This is a genomic window from Conyzicola lurida (assembly GCF_014204935.1).
Taxonomy (GTDB): domain Bacteria; phylum Actinomycetota; class Actinomycetes; order Actinomycetales; family Microbacteriaceae; genus Conyzicola; species Conyzicola lurida.
Window position 1 is genome coordinate 3,451,803 of sequence record NZ_JACHMJ010000001.1, and the last position, 23,565, is coordinate 3,475,367.

At 68.4% G+C, this 23,565-nt stretch carries 24 protein-coding genes; 12 read left to right on the top strand and 12 right to left on the bottom strand.

The genetic code is table 11. From position 1 onward, the window contains the following. Positions 1-8 precede the first annotated feature (8 nt). Positions 9-542 (bottom strand): isopentenyl-diphosphate Delta-isomerase, encoded by a 534-nt coding sequence (idi, locus tag HD599_RS16825; RefSeq protein ID WP_184239753.1) that lies wholly within the window; start codon positions 540-542, stop codon positions 9-11. 20 nt (positions 543-562) lie between these two features. Between idi and HD599_RS16830 the strand changes: the two genes are divergently transcribed. Genes HD599_RS16830 through HD599_RS16855 form a run of 6 tightly spaced genes read left to right on the top strand, consistent with a single transcriptional unit; the run spans position 563 to position 5,750 of the window. Beyond that, the gene (locus tag HD599_RS16830; RefSeq protein ID WP_343062130.1) at positions 563-1,633 is read left to right on the top strand and encodes a polyprenyl synthetase family protein; all 1,071 of its coding nucleotides are present in this window, start codon (positions 563-565) and stop codon (positions 1,631-1,633) included. Beyond that, entirely contained in the window at positions 1,630-2,511 is an 882-nt protein-coding gene (locus HD599_RS16835; RefSeq protein ID WP_184239755.1) for a squalene/phytoene synthase family protein, read from the top strand. Before HD599_RS16830 ends, HD599_RS16835 begins: the two co-directional genes overlap by 4 nt. Continuing rightward, positions 2,508-4,067, top strand: coding sequence for a phytoene desaturase family protein (gene crtI / locus HD599_RS16840; RefSeq protein WP_184239757.1), 1,560 nt, complete (start codon positions 2,508-2,510; stop codon positions 4,065-4,067). Before HD599_RS16835 ends, crtI begins: the two co-directional genes overlap by 4 nt. Next, complete coding sequence (locus tag HD599_RS16845) at positions 4,067-4,471, top strand: lycopene cyclase domain-containing protein (protein WP_184239759.1); 405 nt, start codon at positions 4,067-4,069, stop codon at positions 4,469-4,471. Before crtI ends, HD599_RS16845 begins: the two co-directional genes overlap by 1 nt. Continuing rightward, on the top strand, positions 4,468-4,893 hold the full coding sequence (locus tag HD599_RS16850; RefSeq protein ID WP_184239761.1) for a lycopene cyclase domain-containing protein: 426 nt from the start codon (positions 4,468-4,470) through the stop codon (positions 4,891-4,893). Before HD599_RS16845 ends, HD599_RS16850 begins: the two co-directional genes overlap by 4 nt. Then, positions 4,890-5,750, top strand: coding sequence for a prenyltransferase (locus HD599_RS16855; RefSeq protein ID WP_184239763.1), 861 nt, complete (start codon positions 4,890-4,892; stop codon positions 5,748-5,750). Before HD599_RS16850 ends, HD599_RS16855 begins: the two co-directional genes overlap by 4 nt. A gap of 120 nt (positions 5,751-5,870) precedes the next feature. Here the strand turns inward: HD599_RS16855 and HD599_RS16860 are convergent, their stop codons facing one another. From HD599_RS16860 to HD599_RS16875, 4 genes are all read right to left on the bottom strand, one after another. After that, positions 5,871-6,176 carry a zinc-ribbon domain-containing protein gene (locus HD599_RS16860; protein WP_184239765.1) on the bottom strand — a complete coding sequence of 102 codons (306 nt, stop codon included), beginning with the start codon at positions 6,174-6,176 and terminating at the stop codon, positions 5,871-5,873. A 94-nt stretch (positions 6,177-6,270) separates the two neighbouring features. Beyond that, positions 6,271-6,702: a MarR family winged helix-turn-helix transcriptional regulator gene (locus HD599_RS16865; protein WP_184239767.1), complete on the bottom strand. Its 432-nt coding sequence runs from the start codon at positions 6,700-6,702 to the stop codon at positions 6,271-6,273. A gap of 39 nt (positions 6,703-6,741) precedes the next feature. Then, entirely contained in the window at positions 6,742-7,533 is a 792-nt protein-coding gene (locus tag HD599_RS16870) for an isocitrate lyase/PEP mutase family protein (protein ID WP_184239769.1), read from the bottom strand. 76 nt (positions 7,534-7,609) lie between these two features. Beyond that, complete coding sequence (locus HD599_RS16875; protein WP_184239771.1) at positions 7,610-9,034, bottom strand: MFS transporter; 1,425 nt, start codon at positions 9,032-9,034, stop codon at positions 7,610-7,612. Positions 9,035-9,217: 183 nt separating this feature from the next. Here HD599_RS16875 and dnaK point away from each other — a divergent pair, with 183 nt between their 5' ends. The 6 genes from dnaK to HD599_RS16905 are packed head-to-tail and all read left to right on the top strand — an operon-like array spanning position 9,218 to position 16,453. Then, the gene (dnaK, locus tag HD599_RS16880; RefSeq protein ID WP_184239779.1) at positions 9,218-11,092 is read left to right on the top strand and encodes a molecular chaperone DnaK; all 1,875 of its coding nucleotides are present in this window, start codon (positions 9,218-9,220) and stop codon (positions 11,090-11,092) included. A gap of 6 nt (positions 11,093-11,098) precedes the next feature. Beyond that, entirely contained in the window at positions 11,099-11,740 is a 642-nt protein-coding gene (locus HD599_RS16885) for a nucleotide exchange factor GrpE (RefSeq protein WP_246376218.1), read from the top strand. Between the two features lie 9 nt (positions 11,741-11,749). Next, entirely contained in the window at positions 11,750-12,745 is a 996-nt protein-coding gene (locus HD599_RS16890) for a DnaJ C-terminal domain-containing protein (RefSeq protein ID WP_184239787.1), read from the top strand. Beyond that, positions 12,745-13,152, top strand: coding sequence for a heat shock protein transcriptional repressor HspR (locus tag HD599_RS16895; protein WP_184239789.1), 408 nt, complete (start codon positions 12,745-12,747; stop codon positions 13,150-13,152). The genes HD599_RS16890 and HD599_RS16895 overlap by 1 nt, the downstream gene beginning before the upstream one ends. Continuing rightward, entirely contained in the window at positions 13,149-14,282 is a 1,134-nt protein-coding gene (locus tag HD599_RS16900; protein ID WP_184239791.1) for a methyltransferase, read from the top strand. Before HD599_RS16895 ends, HD599_RS16900 begins: the two co-directional genes overlap by 4 nt. Before the next feature lie 17 nt (positions 14,283-14,299). After that, positions 14,300-16,453, top strand: a complete 2,154-nt coding sequence (locus HD599_RS16905) for an ATP-dependent Clp protease ATP-binding subunit (RefSeq protein WP_184239793.1) — start codon at positions 14,300-14,302, stop codon at positions 16,451-16,453. 40 nt (positions 16,454-16,493) lie between these two features. On the opposite strand, the gene HD599_RS18245 is transcribed toward HD599_RS16905, so the two are convergent. The 7 genes from HD599_RS18245 to HD599_RS16935 all read right to left on the bottom strand — a co-directional run bounded on the left by HD599_RS18245 (position 16,494) and on the right by HD599_RS16935 (position 23,431). Further along, a complete protein-coding gene (locus HD599_RS18245) occupies positions 16,494-16,628 on the bottom strand; it encodes a hypothetical protein (RefSeq protein ID WP_281381849.1) in 135 nt (44 codons plus the stop codon). 137 nt (positions 16,629-16,765) lie between these two features. Further along, positions 16,766-17,833 carry a beta-eliminating lyase-related protein gene (locus HD599_RS16910; RefSeq protein WP_184239795.1) on the bottom strand — a complete coding sequence of 356 codons (1,068 nt, stop codon included), beginning with the start codon at positions 17,831-17,833 and terminating at the stop codon, positions 16,766-16,768. Positions 17,834-17,905: 72 nt separating this feature from the next. Beyond that, positions 17,906-19,012, bottom strand: coding sequence for an ABC transporter permease (locus tag HD599_RS16915; RefSeq protein WP_184239797.1), 1,107 nt, complete (start codon positions 19,010-19,012; stop codon positions 17,906-17,908). Continuing rightward, positions 19,009-19,893 (bottom strand): ABC transporter ATP-binding protein, encoded by an 885-nt coding sequence (locus HD599_RS16920; RefSeq protein WP_184239799.1) that lies wholly within the window; start codon positions 19,891-19,893, stop codon positions 19,009-19,011. Before HD599_RS16920 ends, HD599_RS16915 begins: the two co-directional genes overlap by 4 nt. A 79-nt stretch (positions 19,894-19,972) precedes the next feature. After that, positions 19,973-20,656, bottom strand: coding sequence for a response regulator (locus HD599_RS16925; RefSeq protein ID WP_184239801.1), 684 nt, complete (start codon positions 20,654-20,656; stop codon positions 19,973-19,975). Further along, the gene (locus HD599_RS16930) at positions 20,653-21,951 is read right to left on the bottom strand and encodes a histidine kinase (RefSeq protein ID WP_184239803.1); all 1,299 of its coding nucleotides are present in this window, start codon (positions 21,949-21,951) and stop codon (positions 20,653-20,655) included. The genes HD599_RS16925 and HD599_RS16930 overlap by 4 nt, the downstream gene beginning before the upstream one ends. 118 nt (positions 21,952-22,069) lie before the next feature. After that, positions 22,070-23,431, bottom strand: a complete 1,362-nt coding sequence (locus HD599_RS16935; protein ID WP_246376219.1) for a DUF6421 family protein — start codon at positions 23,429-23,431, stop codon at positions 22,070-22,072. Positions 23,432-23,565 lie beyond the last annotated feature (134 nt).

The window sequence follows — 23,565 nt, forward strand, 5'->3', positions numbered from 1 at the left end:
GGTGTCCTTTAGAGAGAGGCGGATGACGCGGCGAGCTCGTCGAGCTGCCACACGAGCCACGGGCTGAAAGCGAAGGGTGCCGCGGCCGCGGCGTTGCGCAGCGACTGCGGTTCGATCCACGAGAACTCGGCGACCTCGTCGGCCTTCGGCGCGATCGCATCGTCGGTGTAGGCGCGGTAGACGGGGCAGATCTCGTTCTCGACGATGCCCGAGGCGTCGACCGCGCGGTAGCGGAAATCGGGCAGCACGAGCTCGACCCGGGTGACCGTGATTCCGAGCTCGCGCTCGGCGCGTCGCGCGATCGCGTCTTCCATCGACTCGCCCGGGGCGGGGTGGCCGCAGAACGAGTTCGTCCAGACCCCCGGCCAGGTCAGCTTCGACAGTGCGCGCCGCGTGACCAGCACTTCTCCCGCCTCGTTCATCACGTGGCAGGAAAATGCGAGGTGCAGCGCGGTCTCGGTGGTGTGCACGGCGAGCTTGTCGGCGACGCCGATGGGCAATCCGTCGTCGGAAAGAAGGACTACCTGTTCGGTGTGGCTCATGGTCGCGGTACTCTGCCTAAGTGAATGGTCCCGACCTGATTTCCGTCTCGATAGCGAGGCAAGCACAGGTCGACGTCGTGCTCGAACGCTTCTTCAGCCTAGCCAAGAACCGCGCGGCCGCCTTCGGCGAACAATACGTCACGCTCTGGGAGACCCTCGAGAGCAACACGATCGGCGGCAAGCGGTTCCGCCCGCGCATGGTGATGGCGGCCTACCAGTCGCTCGGCGGCGACGACGTCGAGGCCGCGGCCTACGTCGGCGCGGCGTTCGAACTGCTGCACACCGCCCTCATCGTGCACGACGACGTGATCGACCACGACTTCGTGCGCCGCGGTGTCGCCAACATCTCCGGGAGCTACCGGGACGCGGCATCCGCCCGCGGCAGTTCCGACCAGGTGGCCGAGCACAGCGGCATCTCTGCGGCCGTGATCGCCGGGGACCTCGCCCTGTTCAACTCGTACCGGCTGATCGACCGCAGCGGCGTCAGCGACATCGTGCGGTCGCGACTGCTCGAGGTGATGGATGACGCGCTGTTCGCCTCCGCCGCCGGGGAACTCATCGACGTGGACTTCGCGATCGCCGACGAGATGCCCCGCGTGGACGACATCCTCACCATGGAGCGCCTCAAGACCGCCGTCTACTCCTTCGAGTGCCCGCTGCAGGCCGGCGCCATCCTCGCCGGAGCGTCGGAGGACGTCATTCAGACTCTCGGCGACTTCGGCCGCGAGATCGGCATCGCCTACCAGCTCGTCGACGACCTGCTGGGGGTGTTCGGCAAAGAGGCCGAGACCGGCAAGACCACGGTCGGCGACCTGCGCGAGGGCAAGCGCACGGTCATGATCTCCTACGCGACGAGCACGGCAGAGTGGCCCGGGATCGCGCCGCTCATCGGCAAGCACGACCTCACCGACGACGAGGCGCAGCGCGTGCGCGACGTGCTCATCGCCTGCGGTGCCAAGTCGTTCGCCGAGGGTCTCGCCCGCTACTACGCCAACCGCGCGCTCGCCCGCCTCGCCGAACCGCACATCCCGCCGGCCCTGAGAATCGAGCTGCACCCCGTGGTGGATGCCGTGCTCGGCAGGGTCAAGTGAGCCGCCGCGCGCTGTACGACCGCGTTGCCGAGGAAACCGCGAGTGTCGTCATCCGCCGGTACTCCACATCGTTCGGGCTCGCCGCCAAGCTGCTCGGACCCGGGGTGCGCCAGCACGTCGAGAACATCTACGCCCTCGTGCGGGTGGCCGACGAGATCGTGGATGGCGCGGCCGTCGAATCCGGATTGGACGCTGTCGGCGCCGCCCGCCAGTTGAACGAACTCGAGCGCGAGACCGAGGCGGCGATGGCCGATGGGTTCAGCTCGAACCTCGTGGTGCACGCCTTCGCCCTCACCGCCCGCGAGACCGGCTTCGGTGCCGAGTACACCGCGCCGTTCTTCGACTCCATGCGCACCGACCTCACCGCGAGCGAGCACGACCAGGAGAGCTTCGACCGCTACGTCTACGGCTCTGCCGAGGTCGTCGGTCTGATGTGCCTCCGCGCGTTCATGCAGGGCGTTCCCCTCACCGAGGCGGAAGACGCCCGACTCGTGCACGGAGCGCGGGCCCTCGGCGCGGCGTTCCAGAAAGTCAATTTTCTGCGCGACCTTGCCGCCGACTTCGAGACGCTCGGCCGCAGTTATTTCCCCGGCGTCAGCGTCGACTCGTTTACGGAAGAGGACAAAATCCGCCTGCTCGACGACATCGACTCCGACCTGCGCACCTCCGCCGCGGTCATCCCCTCCCTGCCGCCGACCAGCCGCAAGGCGGTCGCACTCGCGCAGGGACTGTTCGCCGAGCTCTCGGTGCGATTGCGCGCGACGCCGGCCGACCAGTTGCGACGCGTGCGCATCCGTGTGCCCAACCCGGTGAAGGCGCGCATCGCCGCCGGTGCCGCCCTCGGCCGCACCCCCTCGGCGAATCGGGTGGGAGCGTGAGCCGCGTCGTCGTGATCGGCGGCGGCATCAGCGGGCTCGCCTCGGCGGCGCTGCTGGCGCGTGACGGCCACACGGTCACCGTGCTCGAACAGAAGGGGTCGCTCGGCGGCCGCGCCGGATCGTGGGAGAGCGAGGGATTCCGCTTCGACACCGGCCCGTCGTGGTACCTCATGCCCGAGGTCTTCGACCACTTCTACAAGCTGCTCGGCACGTCGAGCGAGGAACAGCTCACCCTCGTAACCCTCGACCCCGGTTACCGGGTGTACTTCGAGGGCCTCACCGAGCCCGTCGACATCTCCGCCGACCGCGCCGAGAACATCGCCATCTTCGAGTCGATCGAGAAGGGTGCGGGCAAAAAGCTCGACGCCTACCTCGACTCGGCGCTCGACACCTACGACATGGCGAAGAAGAAGTTCCTCTACACGACCTTCGCCGACCTGCGCCCGCTCGTCACCCGCGACGTGCTGCGCCGCACCGGCAAGCTCGCGCGCATGCTCACGATGCCGCTCTCCCGGCTGGTCGCGCGCACGGTGCGCGACCTGCGCCTGCGCCAGATCCTGGGCTTCCCCGCCGTGCTGCTCGGCTCGTCGCCGTACATCACGCCGAGCCTGTACCACCTGATGAGCCACCTCGACCTGGCCGACGGGGTGCTCTACCCGATGGGCGGCTTCAGCCGCGTCATCCAGAGCATCGTCGACCTGGCCGGCGCCGAAGGCGTCGAGATCGTCACGGGCGCGACGGTCTCCCGCATCGTCGTCGTCGACGGTATTGCGAAGGGCGTCGAGTACACGGATGCCGCGGGCGCGACCGTCGCTCTCGACGCCGACCTCGTGGTCTCCGCCGCCGATCTCCACCACACCGAGACGCAGCTGCTCGAGCAGCCCGACCGCAGTTACCCCGAACCGCACTGGGAATCGCGCGTGCCCGGGCCGAGCGCCCTGCTGCTCTACCTCGGGGTCGAGGGCGAGCTGCCCGAGCTCGAGCACCACACGCTGCTCTTCACGCGCGAGTGGAAGAAGGGCTTCGACGCGATCTTTGGCGACCCGAGCTCGGTGCCGAACCCGGCGTCGATCTACGTCTGCAAGCCGAGCGGCGTCGACCCGGACGTCGCCCCCGACGGCCACGAGAACGTGTTCGTGCTCGTCCCGATCCCCGCCGACCCCGGTATCGGACGCGGCGGCATCGAGGGCGGCGGCGACGCGCGCATCGAGAAGCTCGCCGACGTGATCATCGACCAGATCGGCGCCTGGGCGGGTATCCCCGACTTCGCCGCCCGCGTCACGGTGCGCCGCACGGCCGGCCCCGGCGACTTCCAGGCCGAGCTCAACGCCTGGCGCGGCACCGCCCTCGGGCCGGCGCACGTGCTCAAGCAGAGTGCGTTCTTCCGCGAGGGCAACAAGAGCAAGAAGGTCGAGGGCCTGTACTACGTCGGCGGCTCGACCATCCCCGGCATCGGTCTGCCCATGTGCCTGATCAGCGCCGAGATCCTCGTCAAGCGCCTGCGCGGCGACACGAGCACTACTCCCCTGCCCGAACCGCTCAGGTCCACCGTCTGATGGGTCTGCTCTACCTCGTCGCGCTGCTCGTGGCCCTCACCGGCATGGTGATGCTCGACCGGCGCTTCACGCTCTTCTTCTGGGCGGATGCGCGCCGCGCGGCGGTCGTTCTCGTCTCGGGGCTCGTGTTCTTCGTGCTCTGGGATCTCGCCGGCATCGGGCTGGGCATCTTCTTCCGCGGCGAGACGGACTTCATGACCGGGATCCAGGTCGCGCCCGAGCTGCCCGTGGAGGAGCTGTTCTTCCTCGCGCTGCTGGTCTACGTGACGATGGACCTCTACGGGTTCGCCTGCCGGTCGCTGAGCCTGTCGAAGCGTGGCCTGAGACTCTCGGGGCCGGCGAAACCGTCGAGCACGTCGAACACGTCGAGCCCCTCGGCCTCGTCGGAAGACGGTGCCCGATGACGTACTGGTCCCTCAACGCGATCTTCCTCGGCGCCGTGGCGCTGGTGGCGCTCGCCGCGGTGCTGAAGGCCCGCCGCGCTCCCGGCTCGGGCGTGCGCTGGCCGGCCGTCGGTATCGCCGCGATCGCGCTGCTCGTCACGACCGCCGTCTTCGACAACGTGATGATCGGCATCGGACTCGTCGACTACAACCCCGACCTCATCAGCGGCGCCTTCGTCGGCATCGCCCCGCTCGAGGACTTCGCCTACGCCGTCGCGGCCGTCGTGCTGCTGCCGTCGTTGTGGGCGCTGCTCCCGGCGCGGCGACGCCCTGCCGGAGCGATCCCGCGCGCGAGCGACGGAGCCCCCGGCAACCCCGACCCGCGCGCTATCAACCCGCGCCCCACAGCCCCGCGCCCGACCACCCCAGAGGACCCGGCATGATCAGAGCACTATTCGTCTCCTCACGTCCGCTGAGCTGGGTGAACACGGCCTTCCCGTTCGCGGCGGCCTACTTCATGGCCACCCGTGAGATCGACCTCGTGCTTGTGCTCGGCACGGTCTACTTCCTGATCCCGTACAACCTCGCCATGTACGGCATCAACGACGTGTTCGACTACGAGAGCGACCTGCGCAACCCGCGCAAGGGCGGCGTGGAGGGCGCACTGCTCGACCGCGGCATGCACCGGCCGACGCTCATCGCGGCAGCCGTCACCAACATTCCTTTTCTCGTCTACCTGGTCGTCGTCGGCAACCCCCTCTCCTGGTTGGTTCTGGCGGTGAGCGTCTTCGCGGTGATCGCCTACTCCGCTCCGGGACTGCGTTTCAAGGAACGCCCGTTCGTCGACTCGATCACCTCGAGCACCCACTTCGTCTCCCCCGCAATCTATGGGCTGGCGCTCGCCGGGGCGGTCTTCACGCCGCAACTGTGGATGCTTCTCGCCGCGTTCTTCCTGTGGGGGATCGCCTCGCACGCGTTCGGCGCGGTGCAGGACGTCATCGCCGACCGCGAGGCGGACATCGATTCGATCGCCACCGTCATCGGCGCGAAGGCGACCGTGCGGCTCGCGGTCATCGCGTACCTGCTCGCGGGCGTACTGCTGCTCTTCACCGAGTGGCCGGGGCAGCTCGCCGCGCTGCTCGCCCTGCCCTACGCGATCGTCTGCGCAGCGTTCTGGTCGATCACGGATGCCGCAGCCGAAACCGCGAACCGCGGCTGGAAGAAGTTCCTCGGCCTCAACTTCGTCACCGGTTTCTTCGTGACGATGCTGCTGATCGCCTACGCGCTGCTCGGCAACTGACGGGCGCCGCCGCACAACAGGGCGGCAGCGTCCCGGGGGCGCGATCCGTCCTGTCGACCGTGCGAACGGCCCAAACGGTCCTGTCGGGCGGGGGTGGAAGAGCTCGAGGGCAGAGCGCCGTCAGTTCGCGCTGGTCGGCGCCGGGTTCTCCGGACCGAACTCCCTGTCGAGCTCGGCTTCGAGCTTCGCATTCTCGACGAACTCGACGTAGCGGTCCGCCTGGTCCTTCGTGATCGCGGTCGACGCCCCGCAGTAGACGCAGTCCACGAAGCGCGTCTTCGACAGCGGGAACAACGGGATGAAGAACAGGCTGAACCGCAGCACCTTGAGGTACACCCGCTGGGCGGCGGGCTGGTGGCAGTTGCCGCAGACGAAGTTCACGATCGCGAGGAGTGTGACTCTGGTGCTGGCGCCGAAGATGATCATTTGTTGAGACTAGCCTTTGCCGGAGTCGCCGTCACTGGGTAGCTCTGCCCATCCCTCGGTCGGTCTCGGGCGGAAAGGTCGGCGAGCGGCGACCTCACTCCGCGAAGCCGAGGTTGCGGGCGACCCGCTCGAGCACGCTCACGGTGGTCAGGTACTCCTCCTCGGTGACGCCGCGAGTGCTCAGCGTGCGCTGCTCGGCGACGACGAGTCCGAGCCGCTCGAGGGCGGCCTCGCCCCGAGGGGTGAGCTCGTACGAGGTGGGGGTCGCGTCGACCCAACCGCTCTCGATGAGTTCGCCGAGGTGCTCCACCGACGACTCCGCCGCCGCGCCCTCGGTCGCCGGGGCGAGGAAGGGGGCGACGGCGGAGTCGAGCTGGGCGACCGTGGCCGGGCCCTGGGCGAGCACATTGAGCAGCTGCCACTGTCGGCGGGTAACCCCGTGCTCCTCGAGCGTGGCCGCGAACTGCTCGTCGATCAGGCGGTCGACGAGTTTGAGCCAGAAACCTATCGGTCGATGATCAGCCATGCCGCGAGGATACGCCCGGGGCTCGGCGCGGCGGAAGGTCTAGTACTCGAAGCCCAGCTCGGCCGGGTACTCGCCGAGCGCGGTGAGCTGCGTGGCGGCCGCCTGCAGGTGCGCGAGCGTGAGCCCGAGCGTGCCGGGCCCGAAGCTGACCCGGGAGACGCCGAGGTCCGCGAGCTTTTTCAGGGGCACGGATGTCGGATTGGAGATGACCGACACCTTGCCGTCGATCTCGGCGAGAGCGCGGGAGACGAGCTCCTCCGTTCCGAGGCCGAGGACGAACACCACGTCGGCACCGGCGCCCAGGTAGGCGTTGGCGCGGGCGACGGCGTCATCCCACTCGCCCCCGCCGGCGAGTACGTCGACGCGCGCGTTGATCACGAGCGGGACGCCGGTCGAGACGGCGGCACGGCGCGCGGCGGCGACGCGCTCCGCGGCGACCTCGAGCGGGAACAGGGGCGCTTTGGCCGCGCCGATGCTGTCCTCGATGTTGATGCCGGCCGCTCCGGCCGCGATGAGTCGGGCCACGTTCGCCTCGACGCCGGCGGCATCCGGGGAATAGCCCTTCTCGAAGTCGACCGAGACGGGAACGTCCACGGCGCCGATGACGACGCCGGCGGCAGCGATGGCCTGGTCGACCGTGAGGCCTTCGCCGTCCTCGACCCCGTGGGCGAACGAGACGGCGTGGCTCGCGGTGGCGAGCGCCTTCACGCCGGGAGCGCCGGCGACGATGCGGGCAGTGACGGCGTCCCAGACGTTGGTGACGATGAGGGGCGTGCCGGGCACGTGGAGCGAGCGGAGGAGTTCTGCCTTGGCGGCTGTTGTCGTTGTCATGACCTCAGCCTGTCAACGATCGGGCCGGAAGGAGAGCGTGTTTCGGACTCTTACGGTGCTTTCAGAGCCAACCCGGTCAGTGCGCCTTCGGTGCCACCTTGACGAACAGCATCAGGATCAGGCCCGCGAGGATCACCAGCGTGATGGCGAGGATGCCCCAGTACTGCGCGCCGAACAGGGCGATCGAGCCGGCCCAGAGCAGCGGCGAGATGAAGCTCGCGGCGCGGCCGGTGGTCGCGTACAGTCCGAAGATCTCGCCCTCGCGGCCAGCCGGGGTGACGCGGGCGAGGAGCGAGCGGCTCGACGACTGGGCGGGACCCACGAAGGCGCAAAGGATCAGGCCGCCGATCCAGAACACGATCTTGCCGGAGTCGTGGAGCGCGAAGACCGCGGTGCCCGCGACGACCAGACCGATGAGAGAGAACAGGATGACGGCACGGGGACCGAACCGGTCGTCGAACCGGCCCGCGATGATGGTGCTGAGCCCTGCGACCAGATTCGCGGCGATGCCGAAGCCGACCACCTCGAGGAAGCCGAAGCCGAAGGTCACCGCGCCGATGACGGCGCCGAAGGCGAAGATTCCGGCGAGGCCGTCGCGGTAGACGGCGCTGGCGAGCAGGAACCAGAAGGTCTGGCGCGCCTCGCGGAACAGCTTGCGGATGTCCTTTACGAGCACGCCGTAGCTCGCGAAGAAGTTCACCTTGGCGCGGGCGCTCGCCGACGGCGCGACCTCGGGCACGTTGAGGAAGATCGGGAGCGCGAAGAGGATGCTCCACACCGCGCAGCCGACCGCGACGAGGCGGAAGGGCAGCCCGTTCTCCTCCGAGACGCCGAACCAGTCGGCGGAGTAGGCGACCACGACGATCACGAGCGCGAAGATGCCGCCGATGTAGCCGAAGCCCCAGCCGAGCCCGCTCACCTTGCCGACCGTCTTCGGGGTCGAGACCTGCACGAGCATCGCGTTGTAGTTGACTCCCGCGATCTCGGTGAAGACGCTGCCGATCGCGACGAGCGAGATGCCGAGCACGAAGTACTGCGCCGACCCCTGCACGAAGAAGAGCAGCAGCATCGAGACGACGATCGCGACGGTGTTCAGCCCGAGCCAGAACTTGCGGCGGCCCATCGCGTCGGAGCGCTGACCGAGCACCGGAGCGAGCAGGGCGATGAAGACGCCCGCGATGCCGATGGCGAGGCCGTACTGGCTCGAGAGTTCGGAGAGCCCGGCGTCGTAGATCGGGTCGCCCTCCCCCAGCGCAGCGATGTCCGGCGGCAGGAAGACGTCGGTCGTCAGATAGAGGGCGGTGAAGATGAAGCTCAGGATGACGGTGTTGAAGGGCTGCGTCGCCCAGTCCCAGAGTGCCCACGACCAGACCTGCTTGCGCGGGATGACGCGGCCCTCCTGCAGGTCGAGCCCGACGGCCGCGATCGCCCCGGTGTTCGCCACGGCGGGCACCGTCACCGTCGTGGCCGAATGGTCGCGGGCGGGCTTCTTCTCATTCATGGTCACAGGGTAGTGGGCACGGGGAAACAACGGGTTACCGACGCGAAACTGGGAGTTGAGCCGGAGTGGCTCAAGTTTTCGCCCATCAACTTGACAAAGTTTTGGACCGGTCTCAAACTTGATACAGCGCGGCTCAACTTAGGTCGGGCCGCACACATTCTTTACACGGAGGAGATAGAGCACATGGCTCGTGCAGTAGGAATTGACCTGGGAACGACCAACTCGGTCGTCGCAGTACTCGAGGGTGGAGAACCCACCGTCATCGCCAACGCGGAAGGATTCCGCACGACCCCCTCGGTCGTCGCCTTCACGAAGGACAACGACGTGCTGGTCGGCGAGACCGCCAAGCGCCAGAACGTCACCAACGTCGACCGCACCATCTCGTCGGTCAAGCGCCACATGGGCACCAACTGGACCGTCGACATCGACGGCAAGAAGTACACGCCGCAGGAGATCTCGGCCCGCATCCTCGCGAAGCTCAAGCGCGACGCGGAGCAGTACCTCGGCGAGCCCGTCACCGACGCGGTCGTCACCGTCCCCGCGTACTTCAACGATGCCGAGCGCCAGGCCACGAAGGACGCCGGCGAGATCGCCGGCCTCAACGTCCTCCGCATCATCAACGAGCCGACCGCCGCGGCACTCGCCTACGGCCTCGACAAGGGCAAGGAAGACGAGCTCATCCTGGTCTTCGACCTCGGTGGCGGAACCTTCGACGTCTCGCTGCTCGAAGTGGGCAAGGACGACGACTTCTCCACCATCCAGGTTCGCTCGACCGCCGGTGACAACCGCCTCGGTGGAGACGACTGGGACCAGCGCGTCGTCGACTACCTGATCACCAAGTTCAAGGAGACCACCGGCGTCGACGTCTCCAACGACAAGATCGCCAAGCAGCGCCTCAAGGAAGCCGCCGAGCAGGCCAAGAAGGAACTCTCCTCCTCGACCTCCACCTCGATCCAGCTCCCCTACCTCTCGCTCACCGAGAACGGCCCGGCCAACCTCGACGAGACCCTGACCCGCGCCAAGTTCGAAGAGCTCACCAAGGACCTCCTCGAGCGCACCCGCAAGCCCTTCACCGACGTCATCAAGGAGGCCGGTGTCTCGGTCGCCGATGTCTCGCACGTCGTCCTCGTGGGTGGTTCCACCCGCATGCCCGCCGTTGTCGAGCTCGTCAAGTCGCTGACCGGCGGCAAGGAGCCGAACAAGGGCGTCAACCCTGACGAGGTCGTCGCCGTCGGCGCCGCACTCCAGGCCGGTGTGCTGAAGGGCGAGCGCAAGGACGTCCTGCTCATCGACGTCACCCCCCTGAGCCTCGGTATCGAGACCAAGGGCGGCATCATGACCAAGCTCATCGAGCGCAACACGGCCATCCCGACCAAGCGCAGCGAGACCTTCACCACGGCCGACGACAACCAGCCCTCCGTGGCGATCCAGGTCTTCCAGGGCGAGCGCGACTTCACCCGCGACAACAAGAACCTCGGAACGTTCGAGCTTCAGGGCATCGCACCTGCTCCCCGCGGCATCCCGCAGGTCGAGGTGACCTTCGACATCGACGCCAACGGCATCGTGCAGGTCCACGCGAAGGACAAGGGAACCGGCAAGGAGCAGTCGATCACCATCACCGGTGGCTCGTCGCTCTCGAAGGACGACATCGAGCGCATGGTTCGCGAGGGTGAAGAGCACGCCGCAGAGGACAAGGCCCGCCGCGAGGCAGCCGAGATCCGCAACACTGCCGAGCAGCTCGCCTACTCGACCGACAAGCTGCTCGTCGACAACGCCGACAAGCTGCCCGACGACGTGAAGACCTCGGTCCAGGCCGACGTCGACGCGCTCAAGACGGCGCTCGCCGGAGACGACGAGGCAGCGGTCAAGACCGCCTTCGACACTCTCGCCGAGAGCCAGACGAAGATCGGCGAGGCCCTCTACGCGCAGAGCGAGACCGCGAACGCGGCTCCCGGTGCGGCAGACGACGCTCAGGACGAGCCGACGTCGACCACCAACAACGACGAGGACATCGTCGATGCTGAGGTCGTCGAAGACGAGCCCGAGACCAAGAAGTAGTAGCGAATGTCTCCCGACAAAAAGAACCCTTCGACAGGCTCAGGGCGAGATCGGGACGACAACCAGGAGCCGGAGGCCACCACGGCCTCCGGCACCCCGGAGTCGTCCGAAGAGACCACGACCGACGCGCCGGCTGAAGAAGTCGTCGTCGAGGCGGACGAGGTCGTCGACGTCCCCGTCGAGACCGAGTCGCTGAGCGAAGAAGACGCCGCTCTGCTCGACCTCGCGGCCGTCGACCTCGTCTCCGAGATGCGCAGCGACATGCTGCGCGCCCAGGCCGAGCTCGTCAACTTCCGCACCCGCGTGGAGCGCGACCGCGTCGCCAACCGCGAATCGGTCATCGCCGAGGTCATCCGATCGCTGCTCCCGGCGATCGACGACCTCACGCGTGCCGAGAAGCACGGCGACCTCGAGGGCAGCCCCCTCGAGCTGGTCGCGGCGAAGATCCGTTCCGCTTTCGAGCGCTACGGTCTGCGTTCGGTCGGCGAGAAGGGCGAGGTCTTCGACCCGCACTTCCACGAGGCCGTCGTCCAGCTGCCGACGCCCGGTGCCACCGAGCAGACCGTCGCCGACGTCATCGACCCCGGTTATGCCCTGGGCGAGCGCCTCATCCGCGCCGCCAAGGTCGCGGTCTCCGTTCCCGAGTAGGCAGACCACGTGGCAAGCCAGGACTGGTTCGATAAGGACTTCTACAAGATCTTGGGAGTGTCGAAAGACATCTCCCAGGCCGATCTGAAGAAGACCTATCGCAAATTGGCCCGCCAGTATCACCCGGACTCCAACCCGGGCGATGCCAAGGCGGAGGCGAAGTTCAAGGAGATCAGCGAAGCGAACTCCGTGCTCTCCGACCCGGAGACACGCAAGGAGTACGACCAGATCCGCGCCATGGGTTCCGGAGCACGCTTCACCGCGCCCGGCCGCCCCGGGCAGCAGGGCGGCGGCTTCGAGGACGTCTTCGGCGGGATGTTCGGCCAGTCCAACGCCCGGCGCGGAAGCGCGCAGGGCGGTGCCAGCTTCGAGGATCTGCTCGGCGGGATGTTCGGCGGCGGCGACACCGGTTTCGGTTCGTCCACCGGCGGCTTCCGCGGGGCGGGCGGTCCGACGCGGGGTCGCGACTTCAGCGCGACCACCACGCTCGACTTCCTCACGGCTATCCGTGGCGAGACGATCAAGCTGCAGCCGGCGGGCGGTGCCTCGATCAACGTCAAGGTGCCGGCCGGCGTCAGCGACGGCCAGAAGATCCGTCTCAAGGGCAAGGGCGAACCGAGTCCGGATGGCGGTGCCCCCGGCGACCTCGTCCTGACGGTCACCGTGCGCACCCACCCGGTGTTCGAACGCGACGGCCTCAACCTCCGGGTCGAGGTCCCGATCACGTTCGTCGAGGCGACCCTCGGCGCCACGATCGAGGTCCCCACGCTCGGCGGAGAGCCCGTGCGGCTCAAAGTCGCACCGGGTACCCCGAGCGGACGCGCCCTGCGCGTGAAGGGCCGTGGCGTGACGACGGCCAAGGGCGTGGGCGACCTGCTCGCGACCGTCCAGGTCGCCGTGCCGAGCCATCTCAGCGGGGAAGCGCGCGACCGCCTCGAGGCGTTCGCCGCCGCGATGCCCGACGAGAACCCCCGCGCCGAACTGCTCGCGAAGGCACGCGGCTGATGGTCGACGAGAACTCCCCGGTCTTCGCGATCGCCGTCGCGGCGGAACTCGCCGCGATGCATCCCCAGACCCTGCGCCAGTACGACCGTCTCGGGCTCGTCAGCCCGAGACGGACGGCCGGCAAGTCGCGGCGCTATTCCATGCGCGACGTGGTGCAGTTACGGGAGATCGCCGCACTCTCGGCGGAAGGCCTCAACCTCGAAGGCATCCGCCGCATCCTCGAGCTAGAAAACCAGGTGGTTGCCCTGTCCAGTCGTGTGCACGAACTCGAGCACGCGCTCGCCGAAGAGCTGCTGAACCGCTCCGGGCGACGCGTCTTCGCGGCGGGAGCCGCCGGCGACGTCGTGTCGCTGCGCCCCGGCACTCGCGCGCACCGCGCCAACGAACTGGTGGTGTGGCGCCCGTGAGCGACTTCGATTTCGAGGTCCTCCGTCGCTACCCCGACGTCGAGGCGCCCAACCTCTTCGCGTACGACCCGAGCGACCGGCTGATTCTCGCCGAAGCCGCGGAGGCGCTGGCCGCCGCAGCTCCCGGCCAGGTCACGGTGATCGGCGACTCCTACGGAGCGCTCACGATCGGCGCCGCCCACGCCCACGGGCTGACCGGCATCCGGGTGCACCAGGACGCGCTCTCCGGCGAACTCGCGCTCGGCTTCAACGCCCGCGAGGAGAACCTCGGCGACGCCTACGAGAACCACGCGCTCGACGAGTCGCTGCTGAGCGGTGCCACCGTCGTGCTGCTCCAGCTCCCCCGCTCGCTCGAAGAGCTCGACGACATCGCGAACGCGATCGCGCGCTTCGCCGACCCGTCGGTCGTCGTCTACTCGGCCGGCCGCATCAAGCACATGACCCTCGGCATGAACGAGGTGCTCGCCCGCTACTTCGGCCGGGTCGACGTGACCCGCGCGCAGCAGAAGTCGCGCGGCCTGATCGCTCGCGAGCCCCGCGAGACGGAGGCCCCCGCGCGCCGCAAGCAGTTCCACTCGGACCTCGGACTCTGGGTCGTCGCCACCGGGTCGGTCTTCGCCGGCACCAAGGTCGACATCGGCACGCGGGCACTGCTCGCCGTGCTCGACCAGGTCGACCCGAACGCCACGACCGCGATCGACCTGGGCGCGGGTACCGGCATCCTCGCGGCGACGCTCGCGAAGACCCGGCCCGGGCTGCGCGTCATCGCCACCGACCAGTCGGCGTCTGCCGTGGCATCCGCCACTGCAACGATGGAAGCCAACGACCTGCAGTCGCAGGTGACCGTCGTCCGAGACGACGGGCTGTCCAGCCAGCCCGACGAGAGCGCCGACGTGATCGTGGTCAACCCGCCGTTCCACATCGGCGGCGCGGTGCACGCGGGCGCGGCGATCAACCTGCTGTCCGACGTCTACCGCGTACTCAAGCCCGGCGGCCAACTCTGGGCCGTCTACAACACCCACCTTGCCTACCGCGCGGAGATGGGCCGCATGGTCGGGCCGACGACACCCATTAGCCGTAACGACAAATTCACGGTCACCCTAGCCGAGAAACCCCTCACCGAGACCTGATTGAAAGCGCAGGAATCATGGCCAACCTCCAAGGTGCACCCGGCACCGACGACGATCAGAAGACGGCGCTCGAACGATACGGCGTCGACCTCACGGCGATCGCCCGCAGTGGAAAGCTCGACCCCGTAATCGGGCGTGACGCGGAGATCCGCCGCGTCAGCCAGGTGCTCACCCGTCGCACCAAGAACAACCCCGTGCTCATCGGCGAGCCCGGCGTCGGCAAGACCGCCGTCGTCGAGGGTCTCGCGCAGCGCATCGTCGCCGGCGACGTCGCCGACTCGCTCAAGGGCAAGCGGCTGGTGTCGCTCGACCTCGCCGCCCTCGTGGCCGGCGCCAAGTACCGCGGCGAGTTCGAGGAGCGCCTCAAGGCGGTGCTCACCGAGATCAACCAGGCCGACGGCGAGATCATCACCTTCATCGACGAACTGCACACGCTCATGGGTGCGGGCGGCGGCGAAGGCTCCGTAGCCGCGTCGAACATGCTCAAGCCCATGCTGGCGCGCGGCGAGCTGCGCCTCATCGGCGCCACGACGCTCGACGAGTACCGCCAGTACATCGAGAAGGACGCCGCTCTCGAGCGACGCTTCCAGCAGGTGTTCGTCGGCGAGCCGAGCGTGGAAGACACCATCGCGATCCTCCGCGGACTGCGCGGCCGGTACGAGGCACACCACCAGATCACGATCGAAGACGGTGCGCTCGTCGCCGCGGCCGCCCTGTCGAACCGCTACATCTCGGGCCGCAAGCTGCCCGACAAGGCGATCGACCTGATCGACGAGGCCGCGTCGCGTCTGCGCATGGAGATCGACTCCTCCCCCGTCGAGATCGACGAGCTGCGTCGCAGCGTCGACCGGCTCAAGCTCGAAGAACTCGCGCTCAAGCGTGAGAAGGATGACGCGTCCAAGGCCCGTCTTGAAAAGCTGCGAGCCGATCTCCGCGACCGGGAGGGCACCCTCAAGGGGCTCCAGGCCCGCTGGGAGAAGGAGCGCGCCTCGATCAACCGCGTCGGCGAGCTGAAGAAGCGCCTCGACAACCTCGAGACCGAGTCGGAACGCGCCCAGCGCGAGGGCAACCTCGAGCGCGCGTCCCGGCTGCTCTACGGCGAGATCCCCGAGGTGAAGCGCGCGCTCGACGAGGCCGAGAAGGCCGAAGCCGGCGGACCCCGCATGGTGAGCGAGCAGGTCACCGCGGAGGACATCGCCGAGGTCATCGCCGCGTGGACCGGTGTTCCCGTCGGCAAGCTGCTGCAGGGCGAGACCGAGCGGCTGCTGAGCCTCGAGGGTGAGCTGGGCAAGCGCCTGATCGGCCAGAAGGACGCCGTGCGCGCGGTCAGCGAGGCCGTGCGGCGCACCCGTGCCGGCGTCTCCGACCCCGACCGTCCGACCGGCACGTTTATGTTCCTCGGCCCCACGGGCGTCGGCAAGACCGAACTCGCGAAGGCCCTCGCCGAGTACCTGTTCGACGACGAGAAGGCCCTCGTGCGCATCGACATGAGCGAGTACGGCGAGAAGTTCTCGGTCTCGCGGCTGGTCGGTGCCCCTCCCGGGTACATCGGCTACGAACAGGGCGGACAGCTGACCGAGGCCGTGCGCCGCCGCCCGTACTCGGTGATCCTGCTCGACGAGGTCGAGAAAGCGCACCCCGAGGTCTTCGACCTGCTGCTGCAGGTGCTCGACGACGGACGGCTGACCGACGGCCAGGGCCGCACGGTCGACTTCCGCAACGTGATCCTCATTCTCACCAGCAACCTGGGCAGCCAGTACCTCGTCGACCAGACGCTCGACTGGGACACCAAGTACCAGGCCGTGCAGGAACTGGTGCGCAAGTCGTTCAAGCCGGAGTTCCTCAACCGGCTCGACGACATCGTGGTGTTCTCGCCGCTGTCGGAGAACGAGCTGGCGCAGATCGTCGAGCTGTACGTCGACCGGCTGAGCCGCCGCCTCGGCGACCGCCGCCTCGAGCTCGCGGTCACGCCGAACGCGCGGCTCTGGCTCGCCGAGCGCGGGTACGACCCGATCTACGGCGCGCGGCCGCTGCGTCGCCTCATGCAGCACGAGATCGACGACAAGCTCGCGCGGTCGCTGCTGTCGGGCGACATCCGCGACGGCGACACGGTACTGGTCGACCTCGCCTCCGACGACGACGGCCTCAGCGTCACCAAGGTGCAGGTCTAACTGTCGCGCGGCGGCGGTCCGGCCCCGTCTACACGACGGACTAGGTCGGGTCGTCGCCGAACGTGCGCCGGACGAGCACCTGCACGTCGCGGTCGAGACCGTCGATCTGCTGCTTGACCGCGTCGAACCGGACGTCGACCGCGTCGAACCGCGCATCGACGGCGGTGAATCGCACGTCGGTCGAATCTGGCCCCGAATTGCGTCTGCATCGAGTCCTCGAGCTTGCTGCCGACCGACCCCGCTGTGGGGCGGAGTGGAGAAGAAAAGCGGCATCCGGCCCTGTGGTGGACAGGACCGTGGATAAGTCAGCGGTTAGACGGCGAGCTCGCGAGTGATCGCGGCGACGAAGGCGTCGATGTCGGCCTCGGTGGTGTCGAACGACGCCATCCAGCGCACCTCGTTCGCCGCGGCATCCCAATCGTAGAAACGGAAGGACTCGCGCAGGCGGTCGGCGACTCCCGCGGGCAGCTTCGCGAAGACCGCGTTGGCCTCGGTCGGCTGGCTGAACGAGAGTCCGCTGATGGCGCCGCTCGCGATGGCCGCCTCGAGCGAAGAACGCAGCCGCGCGGCCATGGCATTGGCGTGGCCGGCCGTGCGCAAGTAGAGGTCGTCGTCGAGCAGCGCGATGAGCTGCGCCGAGACGAAGCGCATCTTCGACGCGAGCTGCATCGAGAGCTTGCGCAGGTAGACGATCCCGTCGGACACCTCGGGGTTCAGCACCACGACGGCCTCGCCGTAGAGCAGTCCGTTCTTGGTACCGCCGAAGCTCAGGATGTCGATGCCGGCGTCGGTGGTGAAATCGCGCAACGGAACCCCGAGGGCGGCCGCGGCGTTGGAGATGCGCGCACCGTCGAGGTGCACGCTCATGCCGAGCGAGTGCGCGTGGTCGGTGATGGCACGGATCTCGTCGACCGTGTACAGGGTGCCGAGCTCAGTGGTGTTGGTGATGCTCACGGCGAGCGGCTGGGCGCGGTGTTCGTCGCCCCATCCCCAGGCCTCGAGGTCGATGAGCTCAGGGGTGAGCTTGCCGTCGGGCGCCTCGACCGTGAGTAGCTTGAGGCCGCTGACCCGCTCGGGCGCTCCGCCCTCGTCCGTGTTGATGTGCGCGGTCTTCGCCGAGACGACGGCGCCCCAGCGCGGCAGCAGCGAGGTGAGCGCGGTGACGTTGGCGCCGGTGCCGTTGAACACCGGGAACGCCTCGGCCTGGTCGCCGAAGTGCGACTTCATGACCTCCTGGAGGCGGGCGGTATAGACGTCGCCGCCGTACGCGACCTGGTGTCCGCCGTTGGCGTCGGCGATCGCGGCCAGCACCTCGGGGAGGACCCCCGCGTAGTTGTCGGAAGCGAAGCCGCGGGAATCGAGATCGTGGAGTTGGGTCACGTGTCTATTGTCTCAGGACGAAACCGGTGGTCGAGTAGCGGCGGGCGGCCCACTCAACCACCGGTGAGAGCCTTACGCCGCCGACTTCAGCGCGTCCTTGAGCTTGACCGGCGCGCCCATGCGCAGCAGCCCGTTCTCGTAGATGCGTGATCCGATCGCGATGATCGCCAGCGTCGACACGACGAGGATGACGAGGGACACCAGCGGCTCCCACCACTCGGCAAGTCCGAGGAAGACCCGCAGCGGCATCCCGATCGGCGCCGAGAACGGCACGTACGACATGATGCCGAGCACGAGCGGGTTGTCGTAGAAGAAGATGACGAGGAAGTACGGCACCATGATCAGCATCGTGATGGGCGTGATCGCGCCGCCCATGTCCTCCTGACGCGAGACGAGCGCGCCGGCGGCCGCGAACATGGCGGCGAGCATCACGAAGCCGATGACGAAGAAGACCAGGAACCAGACGATCGAGGGTCCGACCTCGGCGAGCAGGATGTCCTGTCCCGTCGCCAACAGCCCGACGCCGGCGAACAGCGCGATCAACACGATCTGGCCGAAGGCGAGCAGGCTGTTGCCGACGACCTTGCCGGCGAGCAGCACCCGTACCGGCACCGTCGCCATCAGGATCTCGACGATGCGGGTCTGCTTCTCCTCCACCACGCTCTGCGCGATCAGCTGTCCGAAGGTCAGCGCCGACGAGAAGAAGATGATGCCGAACGCGAGGGCGACGAGGTAGACGATGCCGGGGTTCTGGTCGCTCGGGTCGAGCAGCAGCACCTGCGGGGCCTCGCTGAGAGCCGCGACGACGCCCGAGGGCGCCTCGTCGAGACCGATCACGGTGAGCCCCAGCTGTCCCTCCGAAGGCACGACCGCGGCGTCGACCGAACCGTCGCGCACCAGCGCCTCGGCCTCGTCGACCGAATCGGCCTCGGTGACCTCGAACGCGTCGGTCGCCTCGACCGTCGTGACCGCGGAGCCGACGGCCGCCACGGACGGCAGCGACTGGTTCGCGCCGAGGATTCCCCCGGCGACGATCGAGCCGAGAACGAGGAGCAGCAGGATGCCGGTGGAGATCAGGAACGCCTTGCTGCGAAGGCGCATGCGGATCTCGCGCTCGGCGACGAGCCAGATGGCGGGCAGTGTGGCGGGCCTGGAGTAGTGCGTGCCGGTGGTGCTCACTGGATGACCTCCTTGAAGATCTGGGAAAGCGAGGGGAGTTGCGGCGCGAACCGCTCGACGGTGCTGGTGGCGATGGCGCGCTGCAGCACCCGCTGCGCGGTCTCGTCGGTGTCGACGTCGAACAGCGAGTAGCCGCCGTCGAAGTCGAGAACGGTGACGCCCGCTTCGTCCCGGAGCCAGCCGGCGTCGCCGCCGAGCTGGATCTCGTAGCGCGGCAGCGTGTGCGCGGCACGGATGCCCTCGCGGGAACCGCTCGCCCGGATCTCGCCGTCGGCGATGACGACGAGGTCGTCGCAGAGGCGTTCGACGATGTCGAGCTGGTGCGAGGAGAAGATGACCGGGGCGCCGGTGGCGGCGAAGTCCTTGAGCACGTTGAGCACGACCTCGACCGCGATCGGGTCGAGGCCCGAGAACGGTTCGTCGAGCACGAGAACCTCGGGGTCGTGCACGAGTGCCGCGGCGATCTGCGCGCGCTGCTGGTTGCCGAGCGAGAGGCTCTCGACGGTGTCGTCGACGCGCTCGCCGAGGCCGAGGCGCTCGAGCAGGCTCTCCGTGTTCTGCTTCGCCTGCGTCTGGCTCATGCCGTGCAGGCGGCCGAGGTACACGATCTGCTCGGCGATCTTCATCTTGGGGTACAGGCCACGCTCCTCCGGCATGTAGCCGAAGCGGGTGCGCTGCTCGGCGGTGAGCGGCGCACCGTCGAGGGTGACCGTGCCGGAGTCCGCGGCGAGGACGCCGAGGATGACGCGCATCGTCGTGGTCTTTCCGGCGCCGTTGCCGCCGACGAAGCCGGTCATGCGGCCTCCGGCGACCGTGAACGACACGTCGCGCAGAACGCGCCGGTCGCCGAACGACCGATTGATCGAGTGGAGCTCGAGCATCTAAAACCTCCCATGTTCGGTGACCACGCTACGGAGGAGCGGTGCGCCGCGGCATCCGTCGGGTGACGGGTTTAATTCCTCAGCCGCTGGGGGGAGTCGTGCCGCCGCGCACCGCGAAGCCGTGCTCGTAGGCGTAGACGACCGCCTGGATGCGGTCGCGCACTCCTAGCTTGGTCAGTACGTTCGAGACGTGGGTCTTGACCGTCGCCTCGCCCACGTAGAGGGCGATCGCGATCTCGGCGTTCGACTTGCCCTGGGCGATGAGGGCGAGGACCTCGGTCTCGCGGTCGGTCAGGTCGGGCAGCACCGCGCGGTCGGGGAGCGTCGCGACCGGCGAGGTCGTGGCGCCGAACCGCTCGATCACACGCCGGGTGACGCTCGGCGAGAGCAGTGCGTCGCCCCGGGCGAGCACCTGCACTGCCTCGACCAGGTTCTCGGGACTCGCGGTCTTGAGCAGGAACCCGCTCGCACCCGCGCTCAGCGCCTCGAACAGGTAGTCGTCGCGGTCGAACGTGGTGAGGATCAGCACGCGGCTGGTGTTCGCGGGGTCGGCGACGATCGCACGGGTGGCGGCGAGGCCGTCCGTGCCGGGCATCTGCACGTCCATGCAGATCACGTCGGGTTCGAGTTCGAGGGCGAGCCGGATGCCGTCGGTGCCGTTGGACGCTTCGCCGACGACCTCGATTCCCGGCTCGCTGTTCAGGATGATGCGGAAGCCGGCGCGCACCAGCTCCTGGTCGTCGACGAGCAGGACGGTGGTCATGAGGCTGCCTCGGTGGACTCGGTGATTCGGGGGGCGATGCGGGCGCGCACGAGATAGCCGCCGCGGGCACGCGGACCGACCTCGAGCTCGCCGCCGACCGCGGCGAGACGCTCGCGCATGCCGACGTGGCCGAGTCCGGTGCCGCTCGAGGTCAGTCCGCGGCCCACGCCGGTGTCGGCGACCTCGAGCTCGACGCCGTCGGCGAGGTAGCGCAGGCGCACGTCGACGGTCGCCCGTCCTCCCCCGTGCTTGCGCACGTTGGTGAGTGCTTCCTGCGCCACCCGGTAGACGGTGAACCCGACGAGGGTCGGCACGGGGCGGGCGTCGCCGACCACGTGCAGGGTGGCGGGGATGCCGGCGGCGCTGGTCTCCTCGACGAGGTCGGGCAGCTGGTCGACCCCCCGTGTCGAGGAACTGCTGCTCGCGGCATCCGTGTCGTTGTCTCTCAGGGTGGTGAGCAGGCGGTGCAGTTCGTCGACGGCCTGCCGCGCGCTCGCCTCGATCGTCGAGAGCGACTCGGACGCCTGCGCGGGGTCGGTCGCGAGCACACGACGGGCCGCCCCGGCCTGCACGCCCATGACCGACACGTGGTGGGCCACGACGTCGTGCAGCTCGCGGGCGATGCGCACCCGGTCGAGGGCGACGGCCTGGTGCGCGCTGATCTCGCGCTCCTGGGCGAGCTCCTCCGTGCGGTCTTCGAGCTCGGCACGGGAGCGGGCGCCGCGGTAGGCGGAGTCGCCGAAGTAGTAGGCGCCGCCGAAGTAGAGCAGGTTGGTGAGCACGTTGATGACCGCGTAGGAGGCGAACGCGCTGAAGACGCCGGAGCGGGAGAAGCCGGGCAGGGTGTCGGGGTCGTTCACGGTGAGCAGCAGCTGCACGCCGATCCAGACGAACATGCCGACGATGATCAGCACCCGGGTGATCGTCGCGGCGCGGCGGTGCCGGCTCCACGCGCCGACGGAATAGATCGCGATGAAGAGCGTGATGCTGCCGAACAGCGCCTCGGGCACCCGGAAAGTGGGGGCGAGGAAGAAGGCGACGGAGACGACGACCGCCACGATCTCGGGGTAACGGCGGCGCCAGGCCAGCGGGACGGTGAGCGCGAGGATCATGAGCGCGCTGAGCCAGATCGGCGCGGGGTGCAGCTGCGGGTCGACGTCGAGGTCGGTGAAGTAGCCCGAACGCGCGTGCAGCAGCGCGCTCACGATGGTGCCGACCGCGAGTGCCGCGACGCCGATGGCGTCACGACGGTACCCCTCGCGGCCCGGTCGGGGGCGCAGCCAGTCGTCAGTCACGGGTCAACGCTACCGAGGCGGGTGGGGCGGGGCATCCGTCTCGCGGGGGAACGGCGAACCGCCAGCGGATTGAGCCCGTCGAAACCCGGGGTTTCGACAGGCTCAACCCGCCTGAGCCCTAAGCCGTGATCCCCGCCGTCGACTCGATCACGGCGGTCATCTTCTTGGAGAGCGCCTCGTAGAACATCGAGAGCGGGAACTCGTCGTCCATCACCGCGTCGGTGTACCCGCGGGGCGGGCCGTCGAGCGGCAGGTCGCGCACCGCCCAGCGCGAGGCCGGGTGCGGGGTCAGCGTCGACGCGACGAGATCGTACGCGGCGAGCCAGTGAGCCACCTTCGGACGGTCGATCGACTTCCAGTACAGGTCGTTGATCGCGTCGGAGAGTGCGATGACGACCTCGGGGACCTCGTCCCAGTCGATCGTGAGCGCGGTGTCGGTCCAGTGCAGCACGTGGTGCTGGTGCATCCACGCGAACAGCAGCTGGCCGCCGAGTCCGTCGTAGTTGCGCACCCGGCTGCCGGTGATCGCGAACCGGAAGATGCGGTCGAAGATCACCGCGTACTGCACGAGCTTCGCGCGGTCGCGGGCCACCGGGTCGGCGTCGTCGTCGCGCGACACCGTGACGGCCTCGCGGAACGCCGTCAGATCGCAGCGCAGCTCCTCGAGCGAGTACAGGAAGTACGGCATGCGCTGTTTGATCATGAACGGGTCGAAGGGCAGGTCGCCGCGCATGTGCGTGCGGTCGTGGATCAGATCCCACATCACGAACGTCTGCTCGGTGAGTTGCTGGTCGTCGAGCAGTCTCGCCGCGTCATCCGGCAGCTCGAGCTTGGTGATCTCGGATGCTGCCCGCACGACCCGGCGGAATCGGGCCGCCTCGCGGTCGGCGAAGATCGCACCCCAGGTGAAGGTGGGCACCTCGCGCATCGCGACGCTCTCGGGGAACAGCACGGCCGAGTTGGTGTCGTAGCCCGGCGTGAAGTCGACGAAGCGTACGGGCACGAACAGCTTGTTCGAGTACTCCCCCGCCTCGAGCTCGCCGACGAACTCCGGCCAGATGACCTCGATGAGCACGGCCTCGACGAGGCGGCTGGTCGAGCCGTTCTGCGTGTACATCGGGAACACGACGAGGTGGCGTAGGCCGTCGACGCGGTCGAGCTGCGGCTGGAACGCCTGCAGCGAGTCGAGGAAGTCGGGCACGCCGAATCCCTCGGACGCCCACCGCTCGAAGTCGACCGAGGCCGCGCCGAGGTAGGCCGCGTCGTGCGGCAGTTCGGTGCGGAAACTCAGGATCTCGCGCACGATCGTCGCGACGTACCCGCGTGCCGCGTCGTGGTCGCCCGCGTCTGGCACGCTGCCGTCCTGAATCTGGAGAAGTTGAAGAGCGGATGCCGCGTGCTTGAGGTTCAGCCAGGAGGCGTCCTCCACAACCTCGGGTTCTCCGACGATGGCGGTGCTGGACATCGTGGTGTTGGACATGGGTGAACCTCCGATCCGCGTGAGCGTGTGACGAGCGGCGCACGGATAGAGCGCCTGATTCGAGCCTAACGACGGAGCATTCGCGGTTGATTGTGTCTCACGCGGGAAAATTGCACCAGCGACCCCAATATCCG